Raw genomic sequence first — 23,434 nt, 5'->3', positions numbered from 1 at the left:
CGCGGGTCGGCGCAATCCCTGTGGGAGCGGCCTTGAGTCATGAAAGGGCCGCAAAACGGTCCCGGTGATCTTGAGCCGCTTACCGCCGCGCCCTGACCGGGACCGGCTGGGCCACCAGCACGATGCCGGAGAAGCCCAGCACCAGGAAGCAGAACATCTGCCAACGCTCGCCCACGGAGATTCCGTAGCGCAGCGCGTAGTAGCTGACGCAGGCGCCAAAGCCGAGCAGCAGCATCTGACCACGGAATTGCCGCCACCAGGCCGCCAGGCCGTCCACCCTCGCCAACACCGCCAGCTGGGTCAGCAGCCCGAGCATTGCCACGCCGATCAACCAACGGTCGATCTGCGCGGCGACATCGTGCACCAGCAGCGGCGCCAGGCCACTGACTTTCAGCGCCGGCACCAGCCCCACATGGAACACCCAGAGGCCGCCGACCCAGAAAACCTGGGCCAGCTGCCAGAGGATCCCCTCGAGGGATGGCGCCCGCAGGCGCCGGTCAGATGTGCTTGACTTCGACAATCTCGTACTCGACCGTGCCGCTTGGCGTCTTGACGACGACGATATCACCTTCTTCCTTGCCGATGATGGCACGGGCAATCGGCGCACTCGCCGAGAGCTTGCCCTTCTTGATGTCAGCTTCGTCTTCGCCAACGATCTGGTAGGTCACCTGGTCACCCGTCTCGGTGTTCTCCAGGTCCACGGTGGTACCGAAGATCACCTTGCCGGTGTGAGCGATGGTGGTGACGTCGATCACCACCGAGTTCTGCAGACGACCCTCGATATCGCGGATACGCGCCTCGACCATGCCCTGCTCCTCACGAGCGGCATGGTATTCGGCGTTCTCCTTGAGGTCGCCCAGCTCGCGGGCCTCACCGATCGCCTGGCTCAGGCGCGGGCGTTCGGTCTTGCTCAGGAACAGGTGCTCTTCTTCCAGGGCGCGAGCGCCCTGGACGGTCATCGGGTACTTGGTAATGCTCATGCTTTGAGTCCTGCATGCAGATCCTGCAGGCGACGAACGGTCTTCTCAGGACCGAATTTCAGCGCCTCGCAGATGGCTTCACCTGCCGCAATGGTCGTCGTGCAGTAGATCTTGTGCTGCAACGCATTGCGACGAATCGAGTAGGAGTCGGCGATCGACTGGCGGCCTTCGGTGGTGTTGATGATCAGCGACACTTCGTCGTTCTTGATCATGTCGACCACGTGCGGGCGACCTTCGGTCACCTTGTTCACGCGACGCACTTTCAGGCCGGCCGCTTCGATCACCTTGGCGGTGCCGGCGGTGGCGACCACTTCGAAGCCCAGGGCGATCAGGTCGCGGGCAACGCCAGCCACTTGCGGCTTGTCGTCGTCACGCACGCTGATGAAGGCCGTACCACCGGTCGGCAGCACTTCGCTGGCGCCCATCTGGGCCTTGGCGAAGGCTTCGCCGAAGCTGTCGCCGACACCCATGACTTCACCGGTGGATTTCATCTCAGGGCCGAGGATCGGGTCAACCCCCGGGAACTTGGCGAACGGGAAGACGGCTTCCTTGACGCTGTAGAAGTTCGGGATGATTTCCTGGGTGAAGCCCAGCTCTTTCAAGGTTTTGCCAGCCATGACGCGGGCCGCGATCATCGCCAGCGAGGTGCCGATGCACTTGGACACGAACGGCACGGTACGCGAGGCACGCGGGTTGACTTCGATCACGTAGATCTTGTCGCCCTGCAGGGCCAGCTGCACGTTCATCAGGCCGACCACGCCCAGTTCCAGGGCCATCTTCTTGACCTGCGCGCGGACTTCGTCCTGCACTTCCTTGCTCAGCGAGTAAGGTGGCAGCGAACACGCCGAGTCACCGGAGTGAACACCGGCCTGCTCGATGTGCTGCATGATCGCGCCGATCACCACGTCGGTACCGTCGCAGACCGCATCCACGTCCATCTCGATGGCGCAGTTGAGGAAGTGGTCGAGCAGTACCGGGCTGTCGTTGGATACCTGCACGGCTTCGCGCAGGTAGCGCTTGAGCTCGTCCAGTTCATAGACGATTTCCATGGCACGGCCGCCCAGTACGTAGGACGGGCGCACCACCAGCGGGTAGCCAATGCCGCCAGCGGCGCTGATGGCTTCTTCCTCGCTGCGCACGGTGGCGTTTGGCGGCTGCAGCAGGTTCAGGCGCTGCACCATCTGCTGGAAGCGCTCACGGTCTTCGGCGCGGTCGATGGCGTCCGGGCTGGTACCGATGATCGGCACGCCGGCTTCTTCCAGGGCGCGGGCCAGTTTCAGCGGGGTCTGGCCGCCGTAGTGGACGATGACGCCCTTCGGCTTCTCGACGCGGCAGACTTCCAGCACGTCTTCCAGGGTCAGCGGCTCGAAATACAGACGGTCGGAGGTGTCGTAGTCGGTGGAGACGGTTTCCGGGTTGCAGTTGACCATGATGGTCTCGTAACCGTCTTCACGCAGCGCCAGTGCGGCGTGCACGCAGCAGTAGTCGAACTCGATGCCTTGGCCGATACGGTTCGGCCCGCCACCGAGGATCATGATCTTGTCGCGGGTCGACGGGTTGGCCTCGCACTCTTCCTCGTAGGTGGAGTACAGGTAGGCGGTGTCGGTGGCGAACTCGGCGGCGCAGGTGTCGACGCGCTTGTACACCGGGAACACTTCCAGCTTGTGGCGGTGACGGCGCAGGTTCTTGTCGGTGATACCCAGCAGCTTGGCCAGACGCTGGTCCGAGAAGCCCTTGCGCTTGAGGCGCAGCATGTAGTCCTTGTCGATGGCCGACAGCGCCAGGGTCTTGACCTTCTCTTCTTCCTTGATCAGATCTTCCATCTGCACCAGGAACCACATGTCGATGCCGGTCAGGGCGAAGATCTCTTCGCAGGTCATGCCCGAACGCATGGCGTCGGCCACGTACCAGATACGCTCGGCGCCCGGCACGGTCAGCTCGCGCTTGAGGATGCCGGCGGCTTCCGGGCTGGCCAGGTCGACTTTCGGATCGAGGCCGCAGGCACCGACTTCCAGGCCGCGCAGGGCTTTCTGCAGGGACTCCTGGAAGGTACGACCGATGGCCATGACTTCACCCACGGATTTCATCTGGGTGGTCAGGCGGGCGTCGGCTTTCGGGAATTTTTCGAAGGCGAAGCGCGGCAGCTTGGTGACGACGTAGTCGATCGACGGCTCGAAGGAGGCCGGGGTACGGCCGCCGGTGATGTCGTTCTGCAATTCGTCGAGGGTGTAGCCGATGGCCAGCTTGGCGGCGATCTTGGCGATCGGGAAGCCGGTGGCCTTGGAGGCCAGGGCCGAGGAACGCGAAACGCGCGGGTTCATCTCGATCACGACCATGCGGCCAGTGTTCGGGCAAATGCCGAACTGCACGTTGGAACCGCCGGTTTCGACACCGATTTCACGCAGCACCGCCAGCGAGGCGTTGCGCATGATCTGGTATTCCTTGTCGGTCAGGGTCTGTGCCGGAGCCACGGTGATCGAGTCACCGGTGTGCACGCCCATCGGGTCGAAGTTCTCGATGGAGCAGACGATGATGCAGTTGTCCTTCTTGTCGCGGACCACCTCCATCTCGTATTCCTTCCAGCCGATCAGCGATTCGTCGATCAGCAGTTCCTTGGTCGGCGACAGGTCCAGACCACGGGTGCAGATCTCTTCGAACTCTTCACGGTTGTAGGCGATGCCACCGCCAGTGCCGCCCATGGTGAACGACGGGCGGATGATGCACGGGAAGCCGAGCTTCTCGAGCACCGCATTGGCCTCTTCCATGCTGTGGGCGATCCCGGAGCGCGGGCACTCCAGGCCGATGTCCTTCATGGCCTTGTCGAAGCGCGAGCGGTCTTCGGCCTTGTCGATGGTGTCGGCATTGGCACCGATCATCTCCACGCCGAACTTCTCCAGAACGCCGTGGCGCTCCAGGTCCAGGGCGCAGTTCAGTGCGGTCTGGCCACCCATGGTCGGCAAGACGGCGTCAGGGCGCTCTTTCTCGATGATCTTGGCCACCGACTGCCACTTGATCGGCTCGATGTAGGTGGCGTCGGCCATGGCCGGGTCGGTCATGATGGTGGCCGGGTTGGAGTTCACCAGGATGACGCGGAAACCTTCCTCGCGCAGGGCCTTGCAGGCCTGGGCGCCGGAGTAGTCGAACTCGCAGGCCTGGCCGATCACGATCGGGCCGGCGCCAAGAATCAGGATGCTTTTGATATCTGTACGTTTTGGCATGGTTGTCACTCAAATCCGGGGTCAGTCGGCAAGCCGCTTTGAACAATCTGGGTCAGGCGCTGCCGGGCGCGGCAGGCGCCGGCCCGGGGCCTTGAAGCAGGATGCTCAGCGGCGCTTGGCCATGGCATCGGTGAAACGATCGAACAGTGGCGCGACGTCGGTCGGGCCTGGGCTCGCTTCAGGGTGGCCCTGGAAGCTGAACGCGCTCTTGTCGGTGCGCTCGATGCCCTGCAGGGTGCCGTCGAACAGCGACTTGTGGATGGCGCGGACGTTGCTCGGAAGGGTGGCTTCGTCGACGGCGAAGCCGTGGTTCTGGCTGGTGATCATGACCACGCCGCTGTCCAGGTCCTGGACCGGGTGGTTGGCACCGTGGTGGCCGTGGCCCATCTTCACGGTCTTGGCGCCGGAGGCCAGGGCCAGCAGCTGGTGGCCGAGGCAGATGCCGAATACCGGGATCTCGGTCTCGAGGATTTCCTTGATCGCCTGGATCGCGTAGTCGCACGGCTCGGGATCGCCAGGACCGTTGGACAGGAACACGCCGTCCGGATTGAGCGCCAGCACTTCGCTGGCCGGGGTCTGGGCTGGCACGACGGTCACGCGGCAGCCGCGAGCGACCAGCATGCGCAGGATGTTCAGCTTGACGCCGTAGTCGAAGGCCACGACATGGTACGGCAGGTCGGCGGCATCGATGGTCGGGTGGCTGTCGGTCTTCAGCTCCCACACGCTGGAACGCCACTCGTAGCGCTCCTTGGTGGAGACGACCTTGGCCAGGTCCATGCCCTTCAGGCCTGGGAAGGCGCGGGCCGCGGCGATGGCGGCTTCTTCGCTGATGTCATCGCCCGCCAGGATGCAGCCGTTCTGGGCGCCCTTCTCACGCAGGATGCGGGTCAGGCGACGGGTATCGATACCGGCGATGGCGACGACATTGTTGGCTTTCAGGTATTCAGGCAGGGACTGGGTGTTGCGCCAGTTGCTGGCCAGCAGCGGCAGATCGCGAATCACCAGGCCCGCGGACCAGACGCGATTCGATTCGGCGTCTTCGGCGGTGGTGCCGGTGTTGCCGATGTGCGGGTAAGTCAGGGTAACGATTTGCTGGGCGTAGGAAGGGTCTGTGAGAATTTCCTGGTAGCCGGTCATTGCAGTATTGAACACGACCTCACCAACGGTCTGACCGTCGGCTCCAATGGCTTCACCGCGAAAAATGCTGCCATCGGCAAGGGCGAGTATGGCTGGCTTAGTCAAGAAGACCTCCCGTAAATCAAGCCTGAAAGGGCGATCGCAGGTTGCAAAAAAGCGGAATGACGTATGGACACGTCACCCCGCTTTTATGCTGAATTAGTCTGCGCGCTTTTAGTGGACACACTAAAGCTGTAGCTTACAGAAAAATGCGTTTTTGGTCTACCGGGAATGTGTCTCCAAAACCCAGGATTGCGACAGGTAGACATCGACGGCACCTGCCTCGCCGACAATCCCGCCCCCACAGGGACCGCACCATGCCCGAAAGCCATGCTCTACCTGTGGGAGCGGGCTTGCCCGCGAAGAAGCCAACACTGATCGAACAGATCAACGCAGCTCCAGCACATCCTGCATGTCGTACAGCCCCGGCTCGCGCCCATCCAGCCACAGCGCGGCACGCACCGCGCCCTTGGCGAAGGTCATGCGGCTCGAGGCCTTGTGGGTGATCTCCAGGCGCTCGCCCTCGGCGGCGAACAGCACCGTGTGGTCGCCGACCACATCACCGGCACGCACGGTGGCGAAACCGATGGTCTTGCGATCACGCGCACCGGTCTGGCCTTCGCGACCATAGACCGCCACTTCCTGCAGGTCGCGCCCCAGCGCATTGGCGACCACTTCACCCATGCGCAGCGCAGTGCCCGACGGCGCATCGACCTTGTGCCGGTGATGGGCCTCGATGATCTCGATATCCACATCATCGCCCAGCACCCGGGCCGCCATGTCCAGCAGCTTGAGGCTGAGATTCACGCCCACGCTGAAGTTGGCGGCGAAGACGATCGGAATCTCCTTGCCCGCCTCGGCCAGCAGCTCCTTCTCTTCCGGCGTGAAGCCCGTGGTTCCGATGACCATGGCCTTGCCCGCCTTGCGGCAGAACGCCAGGTTCTTCAGGGTCACCGACGGATGAGTGAAATCGATCAGCACGTCGAACTCGTCGACAACCTTGGCCAGGTCGTCGGAGATCGGCACGCCGATGCGCCCCAGGGCCGCCAGCTCGCCGGCATCGGCCCCGACCAGCGAACTGTCAGGACGATCGATCGCCGCCGTCAGGCCCGTCTGGGGCGCCTGCTGCTGCACGGCCTCGACGAGGGTCTTGCCCATCCGCCCCGCCGCGCCCATTACCGCAATACGTCGCATAGCCTGTTCCTTCTCAGAGATCGCCGAAGAAGCGCTTCATACCCTCGAACCAGCCACTGGCCTTGGGCGAATGGGAACTGTCGCCTTCCAGCGAGTCACGCAGCTCTTCGAGCAGCTCGCGCTGGCGGCGGCTCAGATTGACCGGCGTTTCCACGGCCACGCGGCACAGCAGATCGCCCGCAGCACCACCACGCACCGGAGCCACACCCTTGCCGCGCAGACGGAACTGCTTGCCGGTCTGGGTGCCTTCGGGGATCTTCAGCTTCACCCGACCATCGAGGGTCGGCACTTCCAGCTCGCCACCCAGGGCGGCATCGGTGTAGCTGATCGGCACCTCGCAATACAGGTGCTTGCCGTCACGCTGGAAGATCGGGTGCTCGCGCACGCTGACAACCACGTACAGGTCACCGGTCGGGCCGCCATGGGCGCCCGCCTCGCCTTCGCCCGACAGGCGAATGCGATCACCGGTATCGACGCCCGCCGGCACCTTGACCGACAGTGTCTTGTACTCCTCGACACGGCCTTCGCCGTGGCACGAGGTGCAGGGATCGGTAATGATCTTGCCCTGGCCATGGCAGCGCGGGCAGGTCTGCTGCACGGCGAAGAAGCCCTGCTGCATACGCACCTGACCGATACCGCCACAGGTCGGACAGGTCGATGGCGTCGAGCCCTTCTTGGCACCGGAGCCATCGCAAGGCTTGCAGTTGACCAGCGTGGGAACGCGAATGTTGACCGTGGTGCCACGCACCGCCTCTTCGAGATTGAGCTCGAGGGTGTAGCGCAGGTCGCTGCCGCGCTGGGCACCACCACGACCACCGCCACGCCCGCCACCAAAGAAGTCGCTGAACACGTCACCGAAGATGTCGGAGAAGTTGGCGCCACCGAAGCCGGCACCGCCGCCGCCCATGCTCGGGTCGACGCCGGCATGGCCGTACTGGTCGAATGCCGCGCGCTTGCTGGCATCGGACAGCACTTCGTAGGCCTCGTTGGCCTCCTTGAACTTGTCTTCCGACTCTTTGTCGCCCGGGTTGCGGTCCGGGTGGTACTTCATCGCCAACCGGCGATAAGCCTTTTTCAGGTCAGCTTCACTGGCGCCGCGCTCGACACCCAGGACCTCATAATAATCACGCTTGGACATAGGTCATTTGCACCTTGTTGGGCGTCCGGCATCCGCGCCGCGCCATCAACACCTGCCTGCCAGTCACACTTGAGCCCGACAGGTGCTGTAAAAAATTCTCGAATTCCAGATACGCCAACGCGGGAGCAAGCCCCCGCGCGGCGACATCCTACCAGTTCACCGCCAAATGGCGGTGAACTGGCCGACAACACGCAACGATTACTTCTTGTCGTCGCCTTTCACTTCTTCGAACTCGGCGTCAACCACGTCATCGTGCTTGGCTTCTGGCTCGGCCTGCTGCTGTTGCGCGCCACCCTGGGCCGGCTCGGCTTGCTCGGCGTACATCTTCTGGGCAACCGGAGCCGAGACCTTGGACAGCTCTTCGACCTTGGCCTCGATGGCAGCCTTGTCGTCGCCTTTGACAGCGGCTTCCAGGGCAACCACGGCAGCCTCGATGGCGGTCTTCTCTTCAGCGGTGACCTTGTCACCGGCCTCATTGACCATCTTGCGGGTCGAGTGAACCAGCGCGTCACCCTGGTTGCGGGCGGCGGCCAGCTCTTCGAACTTGCGGTCTTCCTCGGCGTTGGCCTCGGCGTCACGCACCATTTTCTCGATCTCTTCGTCGGACAGGCCGGAGTTGGCCTTGATCACGATCGACTGCGCCTTGCCAGTGGCCTTGTCCTTCGCGCCGACGTGCAGGATGCCGTTGGCGTCGATGTCGAAGGTCACTTCGATCTGCGGTACGCCGCGCGGTGCCGGCGGAATGTCGGCCAGGTCGAACTTGCCCAGCGACTTGTTCTGCGAAGCTTGCTTGCGCTCGCCCTGCAGCACGTGGATGGTCACGGCGCCCTGGTTGTCGTCGGCGGTCGAGAACACCTGCGACTTCTTGGTCGGGATGGTGGTGTTCTTCTCGATCAGCGCGGTCATCACGCCACCCATGGTTTCGATGCCCAGGGTCAGCGGGCTGACGTCCAGCAGCAGTACGTCCTTCACGTCACCGGCCAGAACGGCGCCCTGGATGGCGGCGCCCATGGCGACGGCTTCGTCCGGGTTGACGTCCTTGCGCGCTTCTTTACCGAAGAAGTCGGCAACGGCTTTCTGCACCATCGGCATACGGGTCTGGCCACCGACCAGGATCACGTCGTCGATCTTGCTGGCGTCGATGCCGGCGTCCTTCAGGGCGATGCGGCAAGGCTCGATGGTACGGTTGACCAGGTCCTCGACCAGCGACTCCAGCTTGGCGCGGGAAATCTTGACGTTCAGGTGCTTAGGACCGGTCGCGTCCGCAGTGATGTACGGCAGGTTGACGTCGGTCGACTGGGCGGAGGACAGCTCGATCTTGGCCTTCTCCGCGGCCTCTTTCAGACGCTGCAGGGCCAGGGGATCGTTCTTCAGGTCCATGCCGGACTCTTTCTTGAACTCGTCGACGAGGTAGTCGATCAGGCGCATGTCGAAGTCTTCGCCACCCAGGAAGGTGTCACCGTTGGTGGCCAGTACTTCGAACTGGTGCTCACCGTCGACTTCGGCGATTTCGATGACCGAAACGTCGAAAGTACCACCACCCAGGTCATAGACGATCACGGTGTGGTCGCCCTTGCCCTTGTCCATGCCGTAGGCCAGCGCGGCGGCGGTCGGTTCGTTGATGATACGTTTTACTTCCAGGCCAGCGATGCGGCCGGCGTCCTTGGTAGCCTGACGCTGACTGTCGTTGAAGTAGGCCGGAACGGTGATGACCGCTTCGGTGACCGGCTCGCCGAGGTAGTCTTCGGCGGTCTTCTTCATCTTCTTCAGGACTTCGGCGCTGATCTGCGGCGGAGCCATTTCCTTGCCGGCAGCCTCGACCCAGGCGTCACCGTTGCCGGCCTTGACGATCTTGTACGGCACCAGCTTGATGTCTTTCTGCACGACGTCTTCTTCGAAGCGGCGACCGATCAGGCGCTTCACCGCGAACAGGGTGTTGTGCGGGTTGGTGACAGCCTGGCGCTTGGCCGACTGGCCGACCAGGATTTCACCGTCGTTGGCGTAGGCCACGATCGAAGGGGTGGTACGCGCGCCTTCGGCGTTCTCGATGACCTTGGCGGTGCCGTTTTCCAGCACGGAGACGCAGGAGTTGGTGGTCCCCAGGTCGATACCGATGATTTTGCCCATGTTAACTCTCCCGAAACTTGAATTGGGTGGCAGCGGCTACATTGGCCAACTGCGGTAATACTTGAGTGCTTGACACCTAGATGGGGATGCCCGGAAGGATTTCAAGCCTTTTCATCAATGGAAGGCTGAGGTGCCGAAGGCGCCTTGCTGACCACCACCATCGCGGGGCGCAGCAGACGACCGTTGAGCAGGTAGCCCTTCTGGAACACCTTGAGCACGCTGTTGGGCTCGATATCGGCGCTCTCCTGCATGGCCATGGCCTGGTGGTGCTCGGCGTTGAACGGCTCGCCGTGCGGCTCCAGGGCCTCGAGGTTGTAGCGCTTGAGGGTGTCGTGGAACATCTTCAGGGTCAGCTCGATGCCTTCGCGCATCGGCTTGATGGTCTCGTCGTCGGCGCTGGACAGCTCCAGGCCACGCTCCAGGCTGTCGATGATCGGCAGCAGGTCGCCGGCGAACTTCTCCAGGGCGAACTTGTGGGCCTTCTCGACATCCTGTTCGGCGCGACGGCGAATATTCTGCAGGTCGGCGGCGGCGCGCAGGGACTGGTCCTTGGCGGCGGCCAGCTGCTCCTCGAGCTCCAGGACGCGGGCATCGGCATTCGCTGCGCCAACTTCTTCGGAATTCAGGTTCTTCTCATCCAGCTGTTCGTCAGCCATTAGGTTTCTCCTCCGCAATTTCTGTCGTACGAGCCAGGCTCGCCATGTCTTGCCGGCTATATGGGGCCGGAAAATCCAGGTTCAAGGGGCAAGGGCGTTTCCACATTCATCGGCCGGGCATTGTCAGCACGTCGAAAAGCACTGTATAAATATCCAGACACGACCCTCCGGGAGCCGACCCATGCTGGTGCACCTGTCCATTCACAACTACGCCATCGTCGAACACCTCGACCTCGAGATCGCCCGCGGCATGTCCGTCATCACCGGCGAGACCGGGGCCGGCAAGTCGATCATGCTCGACGCCCTGGGCCTGGCCCTTGGCGATCGCGCCGACAGTGGCGTGGTGCGCCCAGGCACGGACAAGGCCGATATCCTCGCCACCTTCGACCTGATCGACATCCCCGAGGCGCACGCCTGGCTCGCCGAGCGCGACCTGGAAAGCGACGGCCCGTGCATCCTGCGCCGAGTGATCACCGCCGAAGGCCGCAGCCGCGGCTACATCAACGGCACCCCCTGCCCGCTTGGCGATCTCAAGGCGCTGGGCGAGCTGCTGATCGACATTCACAGCCAGCATGAGCACCAGTCGCTGCTCAAGATCGACACCCATCGCCGCCTGGTGGACGAGTACGCCGGCGCCGTCGACCTGGCCCGCCAGGTGCAACTCGCCGCCAAGCGCTGGAACCAGACCCGCCTGGAGCTGGACAGGCTGCGCAACTCCGGTGACGAACAACGGGCGCGCCACCAGCTGCTCAGCTACCAGCTGGAAGAGCTGGACAACCTGGGCCTGGGCGAGCATGAGCTGGAGCACCTGGAGCAGGAACACAAGAACCTGACCAATGCCGAAGCCCTGTTCGGCATCTGCCGCCAGGTCATCGAGCAGTGCAGCGAAAGCGACTCTGGCAACGTGCTCAGCGCCCTGACCGTCAGCCTCAACCGCCTCACCGCCGTCAGCAACGCCCCCAAGGCGCTGGACGAGGCCGTCAATCTGATTGCCAGCGCGCAAATCCAGGTAGAAGAGGCCGTGGGCGAGCTGAACCGCTTCCTCGATCATTTCGACGCCGACCCCATGCGCCTGCAAGCGCTCGAGGAGCGCCTCGATACCATCTACACCCTCGCCCGCAAGCACCGCGTGCACCCCACGGAACTGCCACTCCTGCAGCAACGCCTGATGGAGGAACTCGAAGGGCTGAACGCCAGTGACGAGTCGATCGAGCGACTGGGCGAGGAGCTGGCCGCATACGCCCAGCACTATAAAGAGAAAGCCCGCGAGCTGAGCGCACTGCGCCAGCAGGCAGCGAAACAGCTGGCCAGCGCTGTCGAGCAGGAGATCCAGCGCCTGGGCATGCCCGGCGGGCGGTTCTGCATCGAACTCACCCCCTTCGAAAATGCTGAACTGTCACCCCACGGGCTGGAGCAGGTCGAACTGCTGGTCAGCGCCAACCCCGGCCAGCCACTCAAGGGCCTGGCCAAGGTCGCGTCGGGCGGAGAACTGTCACGCATCAGCCTGGCGATCCAGGTGATCACCGCCCAGACCTCGCGCATCCCCACCCTGGTGTTCGACGAAGTGGACGTCGGCATCGGCGGCCCCACGGCAGAAATCGTCGGCCAATTGCTCCGCCGCCTGGGCGAGCGCGGCCAGGTGCTGACCGTGACCCACCTGCCGCAAGTGGCGGCCCAAGGGCACCACCACCTGTTCGTGCACAAGGTACGCAACAGCGACACCACTCACACCGCTGTCGCCAGCCTGGGCAAGCGCGAGCGGGTCGAGGAAGTGGCGCGCATGCTGGGTGGGATCGATCTCACCAAGGAATCGCTGGCCCATGCGCGCAAGATGGTGGTCAGCAGCAAGGCCTGACACCGAGGCAAGCCCACGCGCTGCACCTGTGGGAGCGGGGCAGAAAACACAAAGGCGACCCGAGGGTCGCCTTTGTCATCAATAACGATCGAAATCGTTACTTCTTCTTACGCACATACAGGACCAGATTGTGGTCCACCAGCTCGTAGCCATGCTCGGCCACGATCTCTTTCTGGCGTCGCTCGATCTCGGCATCCATGAACTCGATGACTTCACTGGTCTCCACGTTGACCATATGGTCGTGGTGGCCGCCGTCAGCCAGCTCGAACACCGCATGACCGCCGTCGAAGTTGTGGCGAACCACCAGACCCGCCGCTTCGAACTGGGTCAGTACGCGATACACGGTTGCCAGACCGACATCCTCGCCAGCCTCCATCAGCGCCTTGTAGACATCCTCGGCGCTCATGTGACGCTGCTCGGTGGAGTCGAGCATCTGAAGAATCTTGACTCGAGGCAGGGTTACCTTGAGGCCCGCTTTGCGCAATTCGCTATTTTCAACCATGGTCAGCTTTCTCGCCGATGCTGCTTCGCAGCTTCTCTTAATACGGGTATGATCGGGGTTTACGTTGTCCAGCCAAGATAGTGGAAGTCGCCCACCGATGCAAAACACCAAGCTCTTGCTAACCAGCCTCACCTTCGTGGGACTGCTCGCACTCGCCGGTTGCTCGTTTCCCGGGGTTTACAAAATCGACATCCAGCAGGGCAATGTCGTCACGCAGGACATGATAGACCAATTGCGCCCCGGAATGACCCGCCGGCAAGTAAGGTTTATCATGGGCAACCCGCTGATCCAGGATACCTTCCACACCAATCGCTGGGATTACCTGTACAGCCTGCAGCCCGGTGGCGGCCAGCGCCAGCAAGAGCGCATGAGCATCTTCTTCAACGAAAGCGACCAACTGGTCAGCCTGTCCGGCGACTTCATGCCGGGCGTCAGCCGCGACCAGGAAATCCTCGGTGGCAGCGGCGACACCACCGTCAGCCCGGACAAACAGCCGACCCAACCGGAAAAACCGGCCAAGCCAGGCTCGCTGGAAGACACCCTGCAAAAAGAAATCGACAACATCGAGACCACTCCGGTGCCGACGCCGGCCCCGCTGGAAACCTCGCCGCAATAAGCACGGCGCGACAACGAAAAAGCCCGGACATGGTCCGGGCTTTTTAATGGGCGCCTGTTTCGCCGATCGACTACCAGGCCCTGCTCGTGCGCGGCTTAAGTATAGAGCTGCTTGGCGCGCTGGCAGAATGCATCGACCATGGTATTGGCCGCCTGGTTGAACAGCGGCCCCAAGGTGGCACGCACCAACGCCCCCGCGTAGTCGAAGGACAGGTCAAGGCTGATCTTGCAGGCCTTGTCGCCCAGCGGCTTGAAGACCCACAGCCCATGCAGCTGGGAGAACGGCCCTTCCTCCAGATTCATCTCGATCGACTGCCCCGGCACCAGCACATTGCGCGTGACGAACTGCTGGCTCATGCCGCCCTTGGCCACTTCAAGCCGGGCACGCATGTGCGTGTCGCTGGCCTCGAGCACCGTGGACGCCGAGCACCAGGGCAGGAACTCCGGGTAGCTGGCCACATCGTTGACCAGGTCGTAGAGCGCCTGGGCCGGGTACGGCAGCAGGGCGGAGCGTTGAATATGGGTAGTCATCCAGGTGTCACTTCCAAACTGGGCGGCAGCGCCTCTCAGCGCCTCGGAAACGGTTGCGCAAGGCAGAACGAGGCTTGCATTGTCCGGGATTCACCCAACAGGCTCAAGCGCACCTGAACCCCATAGCCGAGGACGCTGACTCTCCCTATAATGCCGCCCCTATGGCTAAGCAAAAGAAACATCCGACCGGGACCATCGCGCAGAACAAGAAAGCGCGACACGATTACTTCATCGAACACAAGTTCGAGGCCGGGCTGGTCCTGTCCGGCTGGGAAGTAAAGAGCCTGCGGGCCGGCAAGGCGCACCTGACCGACAGCTACGTGCTGCTCAAGGATGGCGAAGCCTGGCTGTTCGGCAGTCATATCACGCCGCTGACCACTGCCAGCACCCACGTCATCGCCGACCCGATCCGCACGCGCAAGCTGCTGCTGAACAAGCGCGAGCTCGAGCGCCTGGAAGCGGCCGTGGCGCAGAAGGGTTATACCTGCGTGGCGATGTCGCTGTACTGGAGCAAGCACCTGATCAAGTGCGAAATCGCGCTCGGCAAGGGCAAGAAGGAGTTCGACAAGCGCGACACCGTGCGCGAACGCGACTCCAACCGCGAGCTGCAGCGCACCATGCGCAACAAGGGCAAGGAAGAGTAAGACCCTGCCCTTTGCAGCCCGCGGGAGCGGGCTTGCCCCACGATAGCGTCAGGCGGGCCAACACGATTGGCCCTGCAATCGCCATCGCGGAGCAAGCCCGCTCCCACGAATGAAGCCGTTCTCAGCGCCCGCTGCGCCGCTCTGCCCGCGCCACCCGCTGGGCCTCCTGCTGCGCTTCTTCCAGCACCTCCTGCACATACAGAATGTGCCGGCTGGACACTTCCCTGGCCTCTTCGGCACGCCCCTCGACAATCGCTTCGTACAGCTCACGGTGCTGACTGATCAGCATGTCGCGCGTCTCGCTGCGCTGCCGGTACATACCGCCAATGTTGGTCACCACGTTGCGCTTGAGCAGGTCGAACAAGCCACGGATCGTATGCAGCAACACCGCGTTGTGACTGGCCTCGGCAATCGCCAGGTGGAAGCGCGCATCGGCCGCGCCCTCTTCCGCCCGGCTGACTTCGTCGACACGGTTGTAGCAATCCTGCAAGGCATCGAAGGCCACTTTCAGCCGCTCACGGTCCGGCCCGGTGGCGCGCTGGGCCGCATAGTAGGCACAGGACGCCTCCAGCGTATGACGGAACTCCAGCAGGTCGCGCTGCGCCTCGGGACTGCCCTCGAGCAGCTTGAGCAGCGGATCGCTGAAGGTCGAGCCAAGCGACTCGGCCACGTAGTTGCCGCCGCCCTGGCGACTGACCAGCAGCCCCTTGGCCACCAGTTTCTGGATCGCCTCGCGCAACGACGGCCGGGACACGCCGAACTGCTCGGCCAATGCGCGCTCGGCCGGCAAGCGCTGCCCAGACGTGAGCGTGCCTTCGAGAATCATCCCTTCCAACCGATCGACGATGTCGTCGGACAGGCGCCGCTGGCGGACCTGATCAAAAACCATCACATGCTCTCCACGAACCCCGGGATGTGGATCCGGGGGCGCCTATTCTGCGCCTAAGCGGCCTGTATCGACAGCCATCGGCCAGCGATTTTCGTTGCTCACCGGTCGTCCGCTCATCGGCATCCGAGCAAAGTTTTCCACAGGACAAATTGACACACCCGCAACGGCGCTTTTAACCTAGCGACCAGCCATTGTAAATTGGTCTTACCAATTATCCAATGCCAGTGCCTTGACCAACAACAATTAGGGGCCACCCCATATGCAAACCTGGCAACAACTCTATACCCCACTTGGTAGCCTCGGCCTGTCCGCGCTGGCGGCGGTCATCCCCATCGTGTTCTTCTTCCTCGCCCTCGCCGTGTTCCGCCTCAAAGGCCACGTCGCCGGCAGCATCACCCTGGCCCTGTCGATCCTGGTGGCGATCTTCGCCTTCCAGATGCCTGTCGACATGGCGCTGGCCGCCGCGGGTTATGGCTTCCTCTACGGCCTGTGGCCGATTGCCTGGATCATCGTCGCCGCGGTGTTCCTCTACAAACTCACGGTCAAGAGCGGCCAGTTCGAAGTGATCCGCAGCTCGGTGCTGTCGATCACCGACGACCAGCGCCTGCAAGTGCTGCTGATCGGCTTCTGCTTCGGCGCCTTCCTCGAAGGCGCGGCCGGCTTCGGCGCCCCCGTGGCCATCACCGCCGCGCTGCTGGTGGGCCTGGGCTTCAATCCGCTGTACGCCGCCGGCCTGTGCCTGATCGCCAACACCGCGCCGGTAGCCTTCGGCGCCCTGGGCATCCCGATCATCGTCGCCGGGCAGGTGACCGGCATCGACGCCTTCCACATCGGCGCCATGACCGGCCGCCAGTTGCCACTGCTGTCGCTGTTCGTGCCGTTCTGGCTGGTGTTCATGATGGACGGCGTGCGCGGCGTGAAGGAGACCTGGCCAGCCGCCCTGGTCGCCGGCCTGAGCTTCGCCGTCACCCAGTACTTCACCTCGAACTTCATCGGCCCGGAGCTGCCAGACATCACCTCGGCCCTGGCCAGCCTGATCGCCCTGACCCTGTTCCTGAAAGTCTGGCAGCCCAAGCGCGCGTTCGCCGAAGCCAAGGGCAGCGTCGGCGCCGCCGTCGTGCAGTCGGGTGGCAGCCAGCCGAGCCCGTACAGCTTCGGCGAAATCTTCAAGGCCTGGTCGCCGTTCCTGATCCTGACCGTGCTGGTCACCATCTGGACCCTCAAACCGTTCAAGGCAGCCTTCGCCCCGGGCGGCGCGATGTACAACTTCGTGTTCAACTTCGCCATCCCGCACCTCGACCAGCTGGTGATCAAGACCGCGCCGATCGTCACCGCGCCGACCGCCATGCCGGCGGTATTCAAGCTCGACCCGATCTCCGCCACCGGCACCGCGATCTTCCTCTCGGCGCTGATCTCCATGGCCGTGCTCAAGATCAATTTCAAAACTGGTCTGACCACTTTCAAGGAAACCTTCTGGGAACTGCGCTGGCCGATCCTGTCGATCGGCATGGTGCTGGCCTTCGCCTTCGTCACCAACTACTCGGGCATGTCCTCGACCATGGCCCTGGTGCTGGCCGGCACCGGTGCGGCGTTCCCGTTCTTCTCGCCGTTCCTGGGTTGGCTGGGCGTGTTCCTGACCGGCTCCGACACCTCGTCCAACGCCCTGTTCAGCTCGCTGCAGGCCACCACCGCGCACCAGATCGGCGTCAGCGACACCCTGCTGGTGGCCGCCAACACCAGCGGCGGCGTGACCGGCAAGATGATCTCGCCGCAGTCGATCGCCGTGGCCTGCGCCGCCACCGGCCTGGTTGGCAAGGAATCCGACCTGTTCCGCTTCACCGTCAAGCACAGCCTGTTCTTCGCCACCATCGTCGGCCTGATCACCCTGGTCCAGGCCTACTGGCTCACCGGCATGCTGGTTCATCACTAAAGTGAAAGGGGCCGGGCGCCAGCAGGCGCCCGGCATCACCTTCAATCCACGCTGCGAGAATCCATGATCATTTCCGCCTCCACCGACTATCGCGCCGCGGCCCAACGCAAGCTGCCCCCCTTCCTCTTCCACTACGCCGACGGTGGCGCCTACGCCGAGCACACCCTGCGCCACAACGTCTCGGACCTGGCCGGCATCGCCCTGCGCCAGCGCGTGCTGAAGAACATGTCCGACCTGAGCCTCGAGACCCGGCTGTTCGACGAGACCCTGAGCATGCCCGTGGCCCTGGCCCCGGTCGGCCTGACCGGCATGTATGCCCGCCGTGGCGAAGTGCAGGCGGCGCGCGCGGCGGCGGCCCATGGCATTCCGTTCACCATGTCCACCGTGTCGGTGTGCCCGATCGAGGAAGTGGCCCCGGCCATCGACCGGCCCATGTGGTTCCAGCTCTACGTGCTCAAAGACCGCGGTTTCATGCGCAACGCCCTGGAGCGCGCCAAGGCCGCTGGCGTGAAGACCCTGGTGTTCACCGTCGACATGCCCGTGCCCGGCGCCCGCTACCGCGACGCCCACGCCGGCATGAGCGGCCCGAACGCGCCGCTGCGCCGTGTGTGGCAAGCCATGACTCACCCACAGTGGGCGCTGGACGTCGGCCTGCTCGGCCGCCCCCACGATCTGGGCAACATTTCCAGGTACCGTGGCAACCCCACCGGCCTTGCCGACTACATCGGCTGGCTCGGCGCCAACTTCGACCCGTCCATTTCCTGGAAAGACCTGGAGTGGATTCGCGAATTCTGGGATGGCCCGATGATCATCAAGGGCATTCTCGACGCCGACGACGCCCGCGACGCGGTCAAGTTCGGCGCCGACGGCATCGTCGTCTCCAATCACGGCGGCCGCCAGCTCGACGGCGTGCTCTCCAGCGCCCGCGCCCTGCCGGCGATCGCCGACGCGGTGAAGGGCGACATCAAGATCCTCGCCGACTCGGGCATCCGCAACGGCCTCGACGTGGTGCGCATGATCGCCCTGGGCGCCGACACCGTGCTGATCGGCCGCGCCTTCCTCTACGCCCTGGCCACCCACGGCGAGGCGGGCGTGAAGAACCTGCTGGAACTGTTCGAGAAAGAAATGCGCGTGGCCATGGTGCTGACCGGCGCCAAGTCCATCAGCGAGATCACCCGCGACTCGCTGGTCCGCGAACTGGGCGCCTGAGCGCCCGCCACCGCCTGATTGTCCGGGGCACGCCGCGCACCAGACGCCGCGGCCCCGCGAGGAGACTGCATGAGCCTGCCCGCCGCGTTCCTGCGTGATGCCGAGCGCCTGATTCCCGCCGAACGCCGTTTCGACGACCCGACCTCGACCCTGGCCTTTGGCACCGACGCCAGCTTCTACCGGCTGATTCCCAAGCTGGTGGTGCGCGTCGAGTCCGAGGACGAAGTGGTCGCACTGATCCAGCTGGCCCAGCGCGACCGTGTGCCGGTGACCTTCCGCGCCGCCGGCACCAGCCTGTCCGGCCAGGCCATCAGCGACTCGGTGCTGATCGTGCTCGGCGACAACTGGAATGGCCGGGAGATCCGCGGCCAAGGCGAGCAGATCCGCCTGCAGCCCGGCGTGATCGGTGCCCAGGCCAACGCCTGGCTGGCCCCCTACGGGCGCAAGATCGGCCCGGACCCGGCCTCGATCAACGCTTGCAAGATCGGCGGCATCGTCGCCAACAACGCCAGCGGCATGTGCTGCGGCACCGCGCAGAACACCTATCACACCCTCGCCGGCCTGCGCCTGGTGCTGGCCGACGGCACGCGCCTGGACAGCGAGGACCCGGCCAGCGTCGCCGCCTTCGAGCAGAGCCACGCCAGCCTGCTCGACGAACTCGCCCGCCTGGGCCGCGAGACCCGCGCCAACACCGAGCTGGCTGAGCGTATCCGGCACAAGTACCGGCTGAAAAATACCACCGGCCTGTCGCTCAACACCCTGGTGGACTACGACCAGCCGCTCGACATCCTGCAGCACCTGCTGGTCGGCTCCGAAGGCACCCTCGGTTTCATCAGCGCGGTCACCTACGACACCGTGCCCGACCATCCGCACAAGGCCAGCGCGCTGCTGGTGTTCCCCAGCGTGGAGAGCTGCTGCCGCGCCGTGACCGTGCTCAAGCGCCAGCCGGTATCGGCCGTGGAACTGCTCGACCGCCGCAGCCTGCGCTCGGTGCAGGCCATGCCTGGCATGCCGGCCTGGGTCAAGGACCTGTCGGCCAACGCCTGCGCCCTGCTGATCGAATGCCGCGCCGCCAGCCAGAGCCTGCTGCACGAGCAGCTGCAACAGGTGATGGCGTCGATTGCCGACTACCCACTGGAACAGAAGGTCGAGTTCAGCGAAGACCCGGCGGTGTACAACCAGCTGTGGAAAATCCGCAAGGACACCTTCCCCGCCGTCGGCGCCGTGCGCCAGACCGGCACCACGGTGATCATCGAGGACGTCACCTTCCCCATCGAGCAACTGGCCGAGGGCGTCAACCGCCTGATCCAGCTGTTCGACAAGCACCGCTACGACGAAGCGATCATTTTCGGCCACGCCCTGGAAGGCAACCTGCACTTCGTCTTCACCCAGGGCTTCAACAGCGCCGAGGAAGTGGCGCGCTACCAGGCCTTCATGGACGACGTGGCGCAGCTGGTGGCGGTGGAGTTCGGCGGCTCGCTCAAGGCCGAGCACGGCACCGGGCGCAACATGGCGCCCTTCGTCGAGCTCGAATGGGGCAAGGACGCCTACCAGCTGATGTGGAAGCTCAAGCGCCTGCTCGATCCCAACGGCATCCTCAACCCCGACGTGGTGCTGAGCACCGATCCGGACATCCACCTGAAGCACCTCAAGCCGCTGCCGGCCGCCGACGAGATCGTCGACAAGTGCATCGAGTGCGGCTTCTGCGAGCCGGTGTGCCCGTCCAAGGGCCTCACCCTCAGCCCACGCCAGCGCATCGTCATGTGGCGCGACATCCAGGCGAAGAAGCGCGCCGGCATCGACACCCGCGAACTGCTGCAGACCTACCAGTACCAGGGCATCGACACCTGCGCCGCCACCGGCCTGTGCGCCCAGCGCTGCCCGGTGGGCATCAACACCGGCGAGCTGGTGAAGAAGCTGCGCGGCCAGGCCGCCGAGCACACCAAGGCCGCCGATTGGCTGGCCGAGCATTTCCACGCCACCCTGCGCGGCGCCCGCCTGACCCTGGCCGCCGCCAACGGCGCGCGCAAGCTGCTCGGCGCCCCACGTCTGAGCCGCCTGAGCGCCGGCCTGCGCAAGGCCAGCAACGGCCGACTGCCACAATGGACCCCAGCCATGCCCCAGCCGCTGCGCGCCATCGCGCTTGCGGCGGCGCACGACGACACCCGCCCGCGCGTTGTCTACCTCGCCGCCTGCGTCTCGCGGGTGATGGGCCCGGCCTACGCCGACCGCGAGCAGAGCTCGCTGCTGGACAAGACGCGTGCCCTGCTGGAGAAAGCCGGCTACCAGGTCGTGTTCCCCGATAACGCCGACAGCCTGTGCTGCGGCCAGCCGTTCGCCTCCAAAGGCTACGCCGAACAGGCCGAGCACAAGCGTCAGGAACTGATCACCGCGCTGCTGCACGCCAGCCGCGGCGGCCTCGACCCGATCTACTGCGACACCAGCCCGTGCACCCTGCGCCTGGTGCAGGACCTGGCCGAGACACGGCTGGACCTGTACGACCCAGTGCGTTTCATCCGCACCCACCTGGTCGACAAACTGGAGTTCACCCCCCAGGACGCCCCCGTGGCCGTCCACGTGACCTGCAGCACCCAGCACCTGGGCGAGAGCCAGGCCCTGATCGACCTGGCGCGGCGCTGCAGCAAGCAGGTGGTGATCCCCGAAGGCATCCACTGCTGCGGCTTCGCCGGCGACAAGGGTTTCACCACGCCGGAGCTCAACGCCCACTCGCTGCGCACGCTCAAGGATGCGGTGCAGTATTGCAGCGAAGGGATCTCCACCAGCCGTACCTGCGAGATCGGCTTGTCGAGCCATAGCGGGATCGACTATCACGGGTTGGTGTACCTGGTAGATAGGGTGACCCGACCGCGCAAGGCATGACATGGCGCCAGCAGGCGGGTTCCTGCCAGATCGCGGCAGACTGTAGGAACCAGCTTGCCGGCGAACCGCCTCCAGACGTTTCGTACCGATCATTCAGCCCGAGCTGAATAGCCGCGCATCCCCTCCAATGGCATCGTTCGATGCCTCACGGATCAAGGCCCCACAGGCCGGCGAAGGGACGCGCCCATGCAAGTCGACAAGACCTATCACGTCATTGCCTCGTACGGCATTGCGTTCGACGTGCACGCGTTCGTGATTGCACCCGAGCAATGCTGTCACCTGCGAACCCTGAGCTTGCCGTTCGTGCACAAAGGGCATTATCAGGTCGTCGAAAAAGTGGCGGAGCTCTACGACAGGATGCTGCCCGGCAAACTGCCGTGCCATATGCGGGTCGCCGTGTCGCGGCCACTCAGTCGCTTGCAGGGCGATCTGTTGAATGAGCAGCGCCACGACATCTTGAATCTCCTGGGTGCATCAGTAGGCCAAGCGGTAACGACACTCGTCGGTGGCCCTGCAGGTTTTGCTGCCGGATTGCTTGCCGGAGGCGCAGCCGGTACCACGGCCAGCCAGTTGGCCAAAAGCAGGCTCCCCACGTTTCATGCCGGTGATGTACTGGTTTCCCTTTATGCCCGGGTTAATGGCGGCATAGGCCCACAAACGTCCTCCATGCTCCTCATAATTTAACCAGGCACGCCATGACGACACTCTACTTCCTCACTTGCTTGATGATCACGGGCGTCTTGCTCGACTGGGCCTTCAAATCAAGAACCATCAGATGCGTGCTTTACGTTGTGCTCACCGCTACAGGTATCACCACCTGTACTCAGTTGCGCGAACAACAGGTGTGGCATCTCGATGGCGGGGACTGGGGAACGCTGTTGGTGCTCGTAGGCTACCGGCTGCTTTTCAAACGGTCGCGCTATTCTCGCGACGATGATGACTAAGAGAGTCCCCAGGGCCACCCGTGGGAGCGGGCTTGCCTGGCGATATGGCGCTTTGCCTCCCATCACACCGATTGAACCCTCGCCCGCTGTCGACCGTCCACCATTCAGGCCCACCCTCCAGAGGCCTGCACAAGGAGACTCCCATGAAAGGCACTGCGCTATCCGCCCTGTTCGCGGCCGCGACCCTGCTGGCCTCGCCTGTGTTCGCCGCCGACGACCTATGCGCCATCAACCTGCAGAAGATCGACGATGCCATGGCCACCGCCGGCGCCACCTCAGAAGGCCTGGATAAAGCCATCACCGAGCACGTCGACAAGGCCAAGGCCGCCCAGGCCTCGGGCGACACCAAGGAATGCATCGCCATCACCAGCAAGGTGCTCGAGCGCCTGCAAAAGACCGAGAAAGGCGGCGGTTCGGCCGGCGGCAGCGGTGCCTGAGCCTGGCGCGGGCGGCCCGCCTGTCGACGTCGCCCGCGCAAAGGCGTATACTCCACCTCGCATCCTGTAAAAGGGACGCCAGCTAGAGCTGAGTGTGGGGCCGATTAGGATTCGACGCCGGTAGCGAAACTCTAGGTGCATGCCGAGTTGGTAACAGAACTCGTAAATCCACTGTTGCAACTTTCTATAGTTGCCAATGACGAAAACTACGAGGGCTACGCTCTCGCTGCGTAAGCAGCTGAGCCCGCTCTCCTGGTAGCTTCGGCTCCAGCAATCATCAGGGGATGCCTGTAAACCCGAAATGATTGTCATACAGAACAGGATCGTCGTGCAGCACGTTGGGGGCGAAGCGACTAAAACTTACCCAACTCGTCCAAAGCACCCTGCCCGTCGGGCGGCTGCGGATTAACTCAGTAGACACGGCTAAGCATGTAGTACCGACAGCGGAGTACTGGCGGACGGGGGTTCAAATCCCCCCGGCTCCACCAAATGATCAATCAAAGACGTCC

Annotated in this window: 20 protein-coding genes and 1 other RNA gene; 10 read left to right on the top strand and 11 right to left on the bottom strand. The window is 63.9% G+C overall.

The features are described 5' to 3' along the window. Window positions 1–79 precede the first annotated feature (79 nt). The 8 genes from N7422_RS11815 to grpE all read right to left on the bottom strand — a co-directional run bounded on the left by N7422_RS11815 (window position 80) and on the right by grpE (window position 10,489). Window positions 80–520: an MFS transporter gene (locus N7422_RS11815; RefSeq protein ID WP_279806701.1), complete on the bottom strand. Its 441-nt coding sequence runs from the start codon at window positions 518–520 to the stop codon at window positions 80–82. Further along, window positions 498–980 carry a transcription elongation factor GreA gene (gene greA / locus N7422_RS11810; protein ID WP_082056730.1) on the bottom strand — a complete coding sequence of 161 codons (483 nt, stop codon included), beginning with the start codon at window positions 978–980 and terminating at the stop codon, window positions 498–500. Before greA ends, N7422_RS11815 begins: the two co-directional genes overlap by 23 nt. Next, window positions 977–4,198 (bottom strand): carbamoyl-phosphate synthase large subunit, encoded by a 3,222-nt coding sequence (gene carB / locus N7422_RS11805; RefSeq protein WP_279806700.1) that lies wholly within the window; start codon window positions 4,196–4,198, stop codon window positions 977–979. Before carB ends, greA begins: the two co-directional genes overlap by 4 nt. A gap of 105 nt (window positions 4,199–4,303) precedes the next feature. After that, entirely contained in the window at window positions 4,304–5,440 is a 1,137-nt protein-coding gene (gene carA, locus N7422_RS11800) for a glutamine-hydrolyzing carbamoyl-phosphate synthase small subunit (protein ID WP_279806699.1), read from the bottom strand. 321 nt (window positions 5,441–5,761) lie between these two features. After that, window positions 5,762–6,568: a 4-hydroxy-tetrahydrodipicolinate reductase gene (dapB, locus tag N7422_RS11795; protein ID WP_279806698.1), complete on the bottom strand. Its 807-nt coding sequence runs from the start codon at window positions 6,566–6,568 to the stop codon at window positions 5,762–5,764. Window positions 6,569–6,581: 13 nt separating this feature from the next. Next, window positions 6,582–7,706: a molecular chaperone DnaJ gene (dnaJ, locus tag N7422_RS11790; RefSeq protein ID WP_279806697.1), complete on the bottom strand. Its 1,125-nt coding sequence runs from the start codon at window positions 7,704–7,706 to the stop codon at window positions 6,582–6,584. Window positions 7,707–7,904: 198 nt separating this feature from the next. After that, window positions 7,905–9,833 (bottom strand): molecular chaperone DnaK, encoded by a 1,929-nt coding sequence (dnaK, locus tag N7422_RS11785; protein WP_279806696.1) that lies wholly within the window; start codon window positions 9,831–9,833, stop codon window positions 7,905–7,907. 101 nt (window positions 9,834–9,934) lie between these two features. Beyond that, window positions 9,935–10,489 (bottom strand): nucleotide exchange factor GrpE, encoded by a 555-nt coding sequence (gene grpE / locus N7422_RS11780; RefSeq protein WP_279806695.1) that lies wholly within the window; start codon window positions 10,487–10,489, stop codon window positions 9,935–9,937. Window positions 10,490–10,670: 181 nt separating this feature from the next. Here grpE and recN point away from each other — a divergent pair, with 181 nt between their 5' ends. Beyond that, window positions 10,671–12,344, top strand: coding sequence for a DNA repair protein RecN (recN, locus tag N7422_RS11775; RefSeq protein WP_279806694.1), 1,674 nt, complete (start codon window positions 10,671–10,673; stop codon window positions 12,342–12,344). A 97-nt stretch (window positions 12,345–12,441) separates the two neighbouring features. On the opposite strand, the gene fur is transcribed toward recN, so the two are convergent. Continuing rightward, window positions 12,442–12,846 (bottom strand): ferric iron uptake transcriptional regulator, encoded by a 405-nt coding sequence (fur, locus tag N7422_RS11770; RefSeq protein WP_008096237.1) that lies wholly within the window; start codon window positions 12,844–12,846, stop codon window positions 12,442–12,444. Between the two features lie 97 nt (window positions 12,847–12,943). On the opposite strand from fur, the gene N7422_RS11765 reads away from it, so the two are divergent. Then, on the top strand, window positions 12,944–13,462 hold the full coding sequence (locus N7422_RS11765) for an outer membrane protein assembly factor BamE (RefSeq protein ID WP_279806751.1): 519 nt from the start codon (window positions 12,944–12,946) through the stop codon (window positions 13,460–13,462). A gap of 95 nt (window positions 13,463–13,557) precedes the next feature. Here the strand turns inward: N7422_RS11765 and N7422_RS11760 are convergent, their stop codons facing one another. Further along, window positions 13,558–13,992, bottom strand: a complete 435-nt coding sequence (locus N7422_RS11760; RefSeq protein WP_279806693.1) for a type II toxin-antitoxin system RatA family toxin — start codon at window positions 13,990–13,992, stop codon at window positions 13,558–13,560. 161 nt (window positions 13,993–14,153) lie between these two features. Here N7422_RS11760 and smpB point away from each other — a divergent pair, with 161 nt between their 5' ends. After that, a complete protein-coding gene (smpB, locus tag N7422_RS11755; RefSeq protein ID WP_011532120.1) occupies window positions 14,154–14,636 on the top strand; it encodes an SsrA-binding protein SmpB in 483 nt (160 codons plus the stop codon). 121 nt (window positions 14,637–14,757) lie between these two features. Here the strand turns inward: smpB and N7422_RS11750 are convergent, their stop codons facing one another. Then, on the bottom strand, window positions 14,758–15,525 hold the full coding sequence (locus tag N7422_RS11750; RefSeq protein WP_279806692.1) for an FCD domain-containing protein: 768 nt from the start codon (window positions 15,523–15,525) through the stop codon (window positions 14,758–14,760). Window positions 15,526–15,784: 259 nt separating this feature from the next. Between N7422_RS11750 and N7422_RS11745 the strand changes: the two genes are divergently transcribed. The 7 genes from N7422_RS11745 (at window position 15,785) to ssrA (ending at window position 23,413) form a co-directional block, all read left to right on the top strand. Then, complete coding sequence (locus N7422_RS11745) at window positions 15,785–17,455, top strand: lactate permease LctP family transporter (RefSeq protein WP_279806691.1); 1,671 nt, start codon at window positions 15,785–15,787, stop codon at window positions 17,453–17,455. A gap of 63 nt (window positions 17,456–17,518) precedes the next feature. Further along, window positions 17,519–18,664, top strand: a complete 1,146-nt coding sequence (gene lldD / locus N7422_RS11740; protein WP_279806690.1) for an FMN-dependent L-lactate dehydrogenase LldD — start codon at window positions 17,519–17,521, stop codon at window positions 18,662–18,664. Between the two features lie 69 nt (window positions 18,665–18,733). After that, the gene (locus N7422_RS11735) at window positions 18,734–21,544 is read left to right on the top strand and encodes an FAD-binding and (Fe-S)-binding domain-containing protein (protein ID WP_279806689.1); all 2,811 of its coding nucleotides are present in this window, start codon (window positions 18,734–18,736) and stop codon (window positions 21,542–21,544) included. A 186-nt stretch (window positions 21,545–21,730) separates the two neighbouring features. Continuing rightward, entirely contained in the window at window positions 21,731–22,228 is a 498-nt protein-coding gene (locus N7422_RS11730) for a hypothetical protein (RefSeq protein WP_279806688.1), read from the top strand. 11 nt (window positions 22,229–22,239) lie between these two features. Continuing rightward, window positions 22,240–22,488: a hypothetical protein gene (locus N7422_RS11725; protein ID WP_279806687.1), complete on the top strand. Its 249-nt coding sequence runs from the start codon at window positions 22,240–22,242 to the stop codon at window positions 22,486–22,488. A 143-nt stretch (window positions 22,489–22,631) separates the two neighbouring features. After that, entirely contained in the window at window positions 22,632–22,925 is a 294-nt protein-coding gene (locus tag N7422_RS11720) for a hypothetical protein (protein WP_279806686.1), read from the top strand. Window positions 22,926–23,021: 96 nt separating this feature from the next. After that, window positions 23,022–23,413, top strand: a transfer-messenger RNA (tmRNA) gene (ssrA, locus tag N7422_RS11715). Window positions 23,414–23,434: the final 21 nt, after the last annotated feature.

This window comes from Pseudomonas sp. GD04091 (assembly GCF_029836165.1).
Taxonomy (GTDB): domain Bacteria; phylum Pseudomonadota; class Gammaproteobacteria; order Pseudomonadales; family Pseudomonadaceae; genus Aquipseudomonas.
The sequence above is the reverse complement of the archived record's forward strand: the minus strand, read 5'-3'. Positions and strand labels throughout refer to the sequence as shown.